General features: G+C 41.2%; 5 protein-coding genes. 3 read left to right on the plus strand and 2 right to left on the minus strand.

Annotation, left to right across the window (positions count from 1 at the left end):
* Nucleotides 1-98: 98 nt before the first annotated feature.
* Together AACW90_RS19085 and AACW90_RS19090 are read right to left on the minus strand one after the other, a co-directional pair.
* Nucleotides 99-1,598, minus strand: coding sequence for an MltF family protein (locus AACW90_RS19085; protein ID WP_390237683.1), 1,500 nt, complete (start codon nt 1,596-1,598; stop codon nt 99-101).
* Between the two features lie 154 nt (nt 1,599-1,752).
* The gene (locus tag AACW90_RS19090) at nt 1,753-2,478 is read right to left on the minus strand and encodes an outer membrane protein assembly factor BamD (protein WP_390237685.1); all 726 of its coding nucleotides are present in this window, start codon (nt 2,476-2,478) and stop codon (nt 1,753-1,755) included.
* A 187-nt stretch (nt 2,479-2,665) separates the two neighbouring features.
* Between AACW90_RS19090 and rluD the strand changes: the two genes are divergently transcribed.
* The 3 genes from rluD to clpB all read left to right on the plus strand — a co-directional run bounded on the left by rluD (nt 2,666) and on the right by clpB (nt 7,010).
* Complete coding sequence (rluD, locus tag AACW90_RS19095) at nt 2,666-3,640, plus strand: 23S rRNA pseudouridine(1911/1915/1917) synthase RluD (RefSeq protein ID WP_390237687.1); 975 nt, start codon at nt 2,666-2,668, stop codon at nt 3,638-3,640.
* The gene (pgeF, locus tag AACW90_RS19100; RefSeq protein WP_390237689.1) at nt 3,641-4,363 is read left to right on the plus strand and encodes a peptidoglycan editing factor PgeF; all 723 of its coding nucleotides are present in this window, start codon (nt 3,641-3,643) and stop codon (nt 4,361-4,363) included. It begins immediately after the preceding gene.
* 73 nt (nt 4,364-4,436) lie between these two features.
* The gene (clpB, locus tag AACW90_RS19105; protein WP_390237691.1) at nt 4,437-7,010 is read left to right on the plus strand and encodes an ATP-dependent chaperone ClpB; all 2,574 of its coding nucleotides are present in this window, start codon (nt 4,437-4,439) and stop codon (nt 7,008-7,010) included.
* Nucleotides 7,011-7,493: the final 483 nt, after the last annotated feature.

Below are 7,493 nucleotides of genomic sequence, written 5' to 3' on the forward strand. Positions count from 1 at the left end.
GAAAACGTGATCTCGTACGATACGTATTTAGATATTCGATTTGTGAAATGCCACACCGTTTTTGGTTGTGGCATTTTTATTTGTCTTGCAGATTGAATTCATTCAGGTGAGACGAGTTTTAACAGAGCTGCACTTTTTTCCTCTCTTATTTTTCGCATATCTTCTAGCTGCTTGTAAATGACGAAATAGCGATTGATGTTCGCAACATAGTTTACGGGCTCTCGGCCTATATTCCTTCGTGTAATAATTTCTACATTTTTAAACCAGATATTTGGGTCATAACCATGTTTAACAGCTAATCTACGCATTTTACGAATATTACCGGGGCCGGCATTGTATGCGGCCAGAGATAAATAAACTTGATTGTCTATAGTGATGTCGTCATCTGAAAAATAACGGTCAGTAATGAAACGCATGTATTTCACACCGGCATGAACATTGTTTTCGAGCTTTTTAATGTCTTTGATATTTACGTTGGGATCGTTGGCTGTAGAGGGGAGTACTTGCATTATACCTACTGCACCCTTGTGGGAAACTTTACTGTTATCCAGACCAGACTCTTGGAATGCCTGTGCAGATATCATTAACCAGTCGAAATCATACTGATCTGAATATTTTTCAAATAGGTTAGTGAGTGACTGCATTCGCTTGATTCTATCAGGGCTAAGGGCACGGCTAAGCCATTTTGAATTGAGGATGTACCTATCGTATAACACATTACCTAAGAGCGTTCCGGCTTTAGCGGTTCGTAGATAGCTATTTACCTGCTTTTCAAGTATCGGGCTGTTTTTTCGAAACGCCCATCCAATTTCTGCGCCAGAACGTAGTGGAAGATTTTCATGTATTTTTATATTCTCCATCACGCTAAGCCACAGCTCAACTTTGTGACTATCTAAAACGGTTGAGTAGATATAACCTTGATTAACCATTTCAATGATTTCATAGTCTTGTAGTGCTTCATCAAAAAATTGGACGCGGATTGGTTCTAATTTACTGAGGTTTAGATATTCGTTGATACTCTGAATACTTTCGAAGTAGCTGGAGCTTGGTCGAACCCAGATTTCTTTTCCACTGAGTTGATCTATATCGACCAGTTCAGGCTCTCCCGTATGAGTGACCAAAAATTCATTGATATCGCTTATCATCGGAATACTAAAGTCGAGAGACTTTTCACGTCGGTTTGTTTTCGTGAGGTTTGCAACTATCACGTCACCAAAACCCGCATTAAGGGCGGGAATTAGATCATCTCTTGTCACTGGAATGATTTGAATATGTACCGAAGGGTGTTCTTTCTTTAGTTTATTTTCGAAATGATGAAGAATTTCAGCGAGCATCCCTTTTGGCTTGCCACCTTCAACATAGTAAAAGCCCAGATCTTCTGAAACCAAAACGCGAAGGATACCTTTCTTAGATAAAACATCTAGATCTCCCGTGTAAGGGGTGTTGTCTAAAGGGGTAAGTTCAAGAGAAACACTAAAGAAGGGGACAAAGAGAAGAGATAACACCCAACGATACCAATGGTTAATCGAGTTCCTCTTAACGATTTTAATTTTCGCTTTGCTACGGGGATCTATCTTGATAGAACAATCTATTTTCATACAACAATCCGTGTTGATTTAATTATGTCGGCAATGAAATTTATTTCTGAGAACGGTTTATGTTTCCAAAGAAAATACATTAAACGCTATATCCAACCAGTATAGATTAGAAATAAAAAAACCGCTGATATTCAACGGTTTTTCTAAGTAACGCTTAGATTGGATTGAGCTTCATGAGCGCTTTGGTTCGAGCCACCGCTTCGGTTAACCCTAGCTGTTGATAAGCTTCAAGTTGAATCTCGAGTGATTTTCTCGCCGCTTCGGTATCAGGGTAGGTTTTTTGTAACTCTTGGCTTCGATTGATTGCAGCAATCCATGCTTCCCTGCGTAAATAAAAATCGGCACTGGCTAAATCATAGTTAGCTAACCTATTCTTAAGTGCGTACATTCTTTTTTGGGAATCAGCAGCGAATGCACTATTTGGGTATCTTTGGAGTAATCTCTTAAAATCAGAAAATGCAGATTTTACGGGCTCTGGGTCGCGATCAGAACGATCAATATTGAAAATATTGTGCATGTAATTCTGGTCTTGTGCCATGTGCGATAGGCCGCGCATGTAAAGTACCCAATCCATTTTCGTATGCGTTGGATTTAATCGGGAAAACCTTTCTATGGTAGCAAGCGCTAAAGGAAGATCTCCGTTTTTGTAGTAAGCATAGATAAGGTCGAGTTGAACTTGCTCCGAATACGGGCCGAAAGGATATCGAGAATCCAATGCTTCCAGCTTTTCTACGGCGGTAAGCCAGTTGCCACTTCTGAGTGAAGATTGAGCGTCAGTATAAAGTTCAGAGGCTGGGACGTCAGGTACTATTTCGTCGCTGCTTGAGCAACCAAATAGTAGTGAAAGTGCCAGTAAGCTCGATAAAGTGCGGTAATTCATGTCAGGATTCTATTTCCTTAAATTAAATAATTCTGTTGCTTCCGTTACTTCTTATCTTTTAACAGATAGAATGATGCCAACTTGGACGCTATAAATAAAGAAGCTAGCTACAATTGAAGGTAGAAAGCAGTAGCGTATTTTTTCACAGTCATGAGCATTAGTCTCATAGTTTTTTAAAAAGTTCGATATGGCTCAGCAGATAGAATTAACCGAAACCGTAAAAGATAGCCAACTTGGTCAAAGATTAGACCAAGCCATAGCAGAATTATTTTCTGATTTTTCTCGTTCTCGTTTGAAAGAATGGATAATAGCAGGAAAAGTTCAAGTTGATGGTGAAGTTGTTTCCAAAGCCCGCGTTAAAGTGATGGGTGGCGAATTAATAACCATTCAAGGTGAACTTGAAGATGAAGAGCGTTGGGAAGCTCAAGATATACCCCTAAATATTATTTACGAAGATGACGATATTATTGTTATCAACAAACCACGAGGCTTAGTTGTGCACCCAGGTGCCGGCACGCCAGATGGAACGATACTCAATGCATTGTTATTTCATTACCCTGAAATAGCAGAAGTACCAAGAGCTGGTATCGTGCATCGTTTGGATAAAGACACCACAGGTCTAATGGTGGTGGCTAAGACGGTTCCTGCTCAAACGCGATTAGTGCGTGCGCTTCAAAAGCGCAAAATTACGCGAGAGTATGAAGCGATAGCGATTGGTAAAATGACCGCAGGTGGGGTAGTTGACGAACCTATTGGTCGCCACTCGACAAAACGCACTCTAATGGCGGTGAATATTACGGGTAAACCAGCGATTACACATTATCGTGTTGCTGAACATTTTAGAGAGCACACAAGAATTCGTCTGCGCCTAGAATCCGGTCGTACACACCAGATTCGTGTGCATATGGCTTTCCTCCAACATCCATTGTTAGGTGATATAGCCTATGGTGGTCGTGCTCGAATTCCGAAAGACGCGTCAGAGGAATTAACTGAAATGATTCGTCGTTTTGATCGCCAATCTCTGCATGCCGCGATGCTAAAATTTGAGCATCCAACAACGAGAGAAGAGATGGAGTTTCACGCTCCTATTCCGGACGATATGGTTGTGTTGACGCAAGCGCTAAGAGATGACGCAAAATATAACAAAGAGTATGACATCTAAATGGAATGGATTGTCCCTAATTGGAAAGTACCTGAAAATATAAAGGCCTTTAGTACGACTAGACTGGGTGGCGTCTCAACTGGTGTATATAAAGGGCTTAATTTAGGGCTGCACGTTGAGGATGATCCAATTGTTGTTAAGAAGAACCGTCAAATTCTTCACGAAAAAGCCATGCTACCGAATAATCAGGTATGGCTTAACCAAACGCACTCAGACCTTGTTGTTGAGTTAAAACATCCAACAACGAAGGTTATTGATGCGGATGGTGCAATAACATCGTCATCGAATGTGGTTTGTACGGTAATGACAGCAGACTGTTTACCGATATTACTTACTGACATAGAAGGGACAATGGTTGCAGCAGTACATGCAGGTTGGCGTGGGTTAGCTGACGGTATTGTAGAGAACGCTGTTAAAACATTCACTAAGCCTGTTATTGCGTGGCTAGGGCCTGCAATTGGTGCTGGTGCCTTTGAAGTAGGACAAGATGTGTTTGATATCTTTGTCTCACATTCATCGCAAGCAGAAAAAGCCTTTCAATCTAAGAGTAATAGTAAGTATCTAGCTGACATGAATATGCTCGCAACGCAGCGTCTAAATGACGTAGGTGTCGAAAGTATTTATCGAAGTAATATGTGTACCTTCGAAGACCAAGAAAAATTCTATTCTTACCGCAGAGATGGTGTAACGGGTCGTCAAGCGACCTTTATTTGGATAGATTAACGTCCTCCCTTGAAAAAACACCAACTTGTATCCATCTTGATAGCAGACAATAAATTTCATATTGGGGGCTGCTATGCGTTTAGATCGATTTACAAGCAAGTTTCAAGTAGCGATATCCGATGCTCAGTCATTAGCACTCGGACGAGATCATCAATATATCGAACCTGTACATCTTATGGTTTCTCTATTAAACCAAGATGGCAGTGCAATTCGTCCATTACTTACCATGTTAGATATCGACATTATCCAGCTAAGATCCAAATTATCAGAGATGATGGATCGCTTGCCCAAAGTGAGCGGCATTGGTGGTGATGTTCAGCTATCAAGTGGAATGGGTCAACTGTTTAACATGTGCGACAAGATTGCACAGCAAAGAAAAGATGCCTATATCTCATCCGAAGTTTTTCTATTAGCGGCCATAGAAGATAAAGGGCCACTAGGTCTACTGCTTAAAGAAATGGGGCTTGTTGAAAAAACATTGTCTGCTGCAATTGAACAGATACGTGGTGGACAAAAAGTGGACGATCCAAATGCAGAAGAAAAACGCCAAGCGTTAGAAAAATACACTATAGATTTAACCGAACGAGCTGAGCAAGGAAAGCTGGATCCTGTCATTGGTCGTGATGATGAGATTCGTCGTACCATTCAAGTACTCCAGCGAAGAACAAAAAACAACCCTGTCATTATTGGCGAACCGGGAGTAGGTAAAACGGCCATTGTTGAAGGACTCGCTCAACGCATTATAAATAATGAAGTTCCCGAGGGTTTAAGAGGCCGCCGTGTACTTTCGTTAGATATGGGCTCTTTGATTGCCGGTGCGAAATATCGAGGCGAGTTTGAAGAACGGCTTAAATCAGTGTTAAATGAACTGTCTAAAGAAGAAGGCAATGTCATTCTCTTTATCGATGAACTTCATACCATGGTAGGTGCAGGTAAAGGTGAAGGCTCAATGGATGCTGGTAATATGTTAAAACCAGCTCTGGCTCGAGGCGAACTGCATTGTGTTGGTGCGACCACACTGGATGAATATCGCCAATACATTGAAAAAGACCCTGCTTTAGAACGTCGATTCCAAAAAATAATTGTTGATGAGCCGAGCGTAGAAGATACGATCGCTATCTTACGTGGTTTAAAAGAACGCTATGAACTTCACCATCATGTTGAGATTACCGATCCTGCAATTGTTGCAGCAGCACGCTTATCCCATCGCTATGTTTCGGACAGACAACTACCAGATAAGGCCATCGATCTAATTGATGAAGCAGCATCTAGCATCCGTATGCAGATTGATTCAAAGCCAGAGTCATTAGATAAACTAGAACGGAAGATCATCCAGCTAAAAATAGAACAGCAAGCGTTGGTTAACGAAGATGATGATGCCAGTAGCAAACGATTAGAAGTCATTAATCAAGAATTAAGCGTTAAAGAACGAGACTACGCTGAACTGGAAGAGATCTGGAACGCAGAGAAAGCAGCACTTTCTGGTACGCAACATATAAAGAGCGAATTAGAGCATGCTCGTATGGATATGGACTTTGCTAGGCGTGCAGGCGATCTGAATCGAATGTCCGAACTTCAATATGGACGTATTCCAGAGCTAGAGAAACAACTTGACCTCGCAGCGCAAGCAGAAATGCAAGAAATGACCTTACTCAAAAATAAGGTCACTGATGAAGAAATTGCAGAAGTGTTGTCGAAACAAACGGGTATCCCTGTATCGAAAATGCTAGAAGCTGAGCGCAGTAAATTACTTGCAATGGAAGATGTTCTTCACAAGCGAGTCATTGGACAAAAAGAAGCTGTGAATATGGTATCGAATGCGATTCGTCGTAGTCGAGCGGGTTTATCTGACCCTAATCGCCCTATCGGTTCGTTCTTATTCTTAGGCCCAACAGGTGTAGGTAAAACAGAGCTATGTAAGACGCTGGCAAACTTTATGTTTGATAGTGAAGAGGCCATGGTAAGGATAGATATGTCCGAGTTTATGGAAAAACACTCTGTTGCTCGTCTGGTTGGGGCGCCTCCGGGTTATGTTGGATACGAAGAAGGTGGGTATTTAACGGAAGCGGTCAGAAGGAAACCCTATTCCGTCATTTTATTAGATGAAGTAGAGAAAGCACACCCTGACGTATTCAATATACTTCTTCAGGTTCTTGATGACGGGCGTCTTACTGATGGTCAGGGACGAACGGTTGATTTTCGAAATACCTTAGTCATCATGACATCCAATCTAGGGTCGGATCGAATACAAGAACATTTCAATACACTAGATTATGAAGGGATAAAAGAGCAGGTTATGGATGTTGTGGTCAAACACTTCAGACCTGAGTTCCTCAATAGAGTAGATGAAATGGTCGTATTCCATCCGTTAGGCCAAGAGCATATTAAATCAATTGCGGTAATACAGTTAGCGAGACTCGCGAGTCGTATGAAAGATAATGGCTATGAGTTAGACGTTTCCGAAAAGGCGCTCGATCTCATTGCACATGTAGGGTTTGATCCTGTGTATGGTGCTCGACCGTTGAAACGAGCAATTCAACAGAGTGTCGAGAACCCATTGGCCAAAGCAATATTGGCAGGGAAGGTCGACCCAGATAAGAAAGTGCAACTTTTAGTCAGTAATGATCGAATCATTGCACACCAATAATATTTGAAAAATTACTATTTATTAACAATTAAAGGGGCGAAAGCCCCTTTTTTGTTCAATTAGATTGAAAAACAATCGAACAGGATCATTTTTAAAAATAAATGACGAATAGGTATTGTGCTCTCGCGATTTCTCCCTATAATGCGCCTCCGTTGTCACCGAATAGTTACTAACTAAACGTGTTGATGATGTCGGTCAATAAAGACTGGCGATAGAGATTTATCTTCTCTTTCTTGTTTCAGATCACTTCAAAAAGTGAAAAGCCAAACGAGAGAAAATAAATAGCAAAAAGTGTTTGACACAGAAGGCTATATCGCTAAAATGACCGTCCGCTTGAGAGAGACTTCACAAGCAATGCTCTTTAACAATTTAAACCTATATCAATCTGTGTGGGCACTCGTTGATGACAATCGAAGATGATTCTCTGCCTTAGGGCACGAAATCAACAACGGTTTCAATGAACTGAGTGACCTAATTTGATGC

Origin of the sequence: Vibrio frigidus (genome assembly GCF_042465995.1) — a bacterium.
In the GTDB taxonomy this organism is placed as follows: domain Bacteria; phylum Pseudomonadota; class Gammaproteobacteria; order Enterobacterales; family Vibrionaceae; genus Vibrio.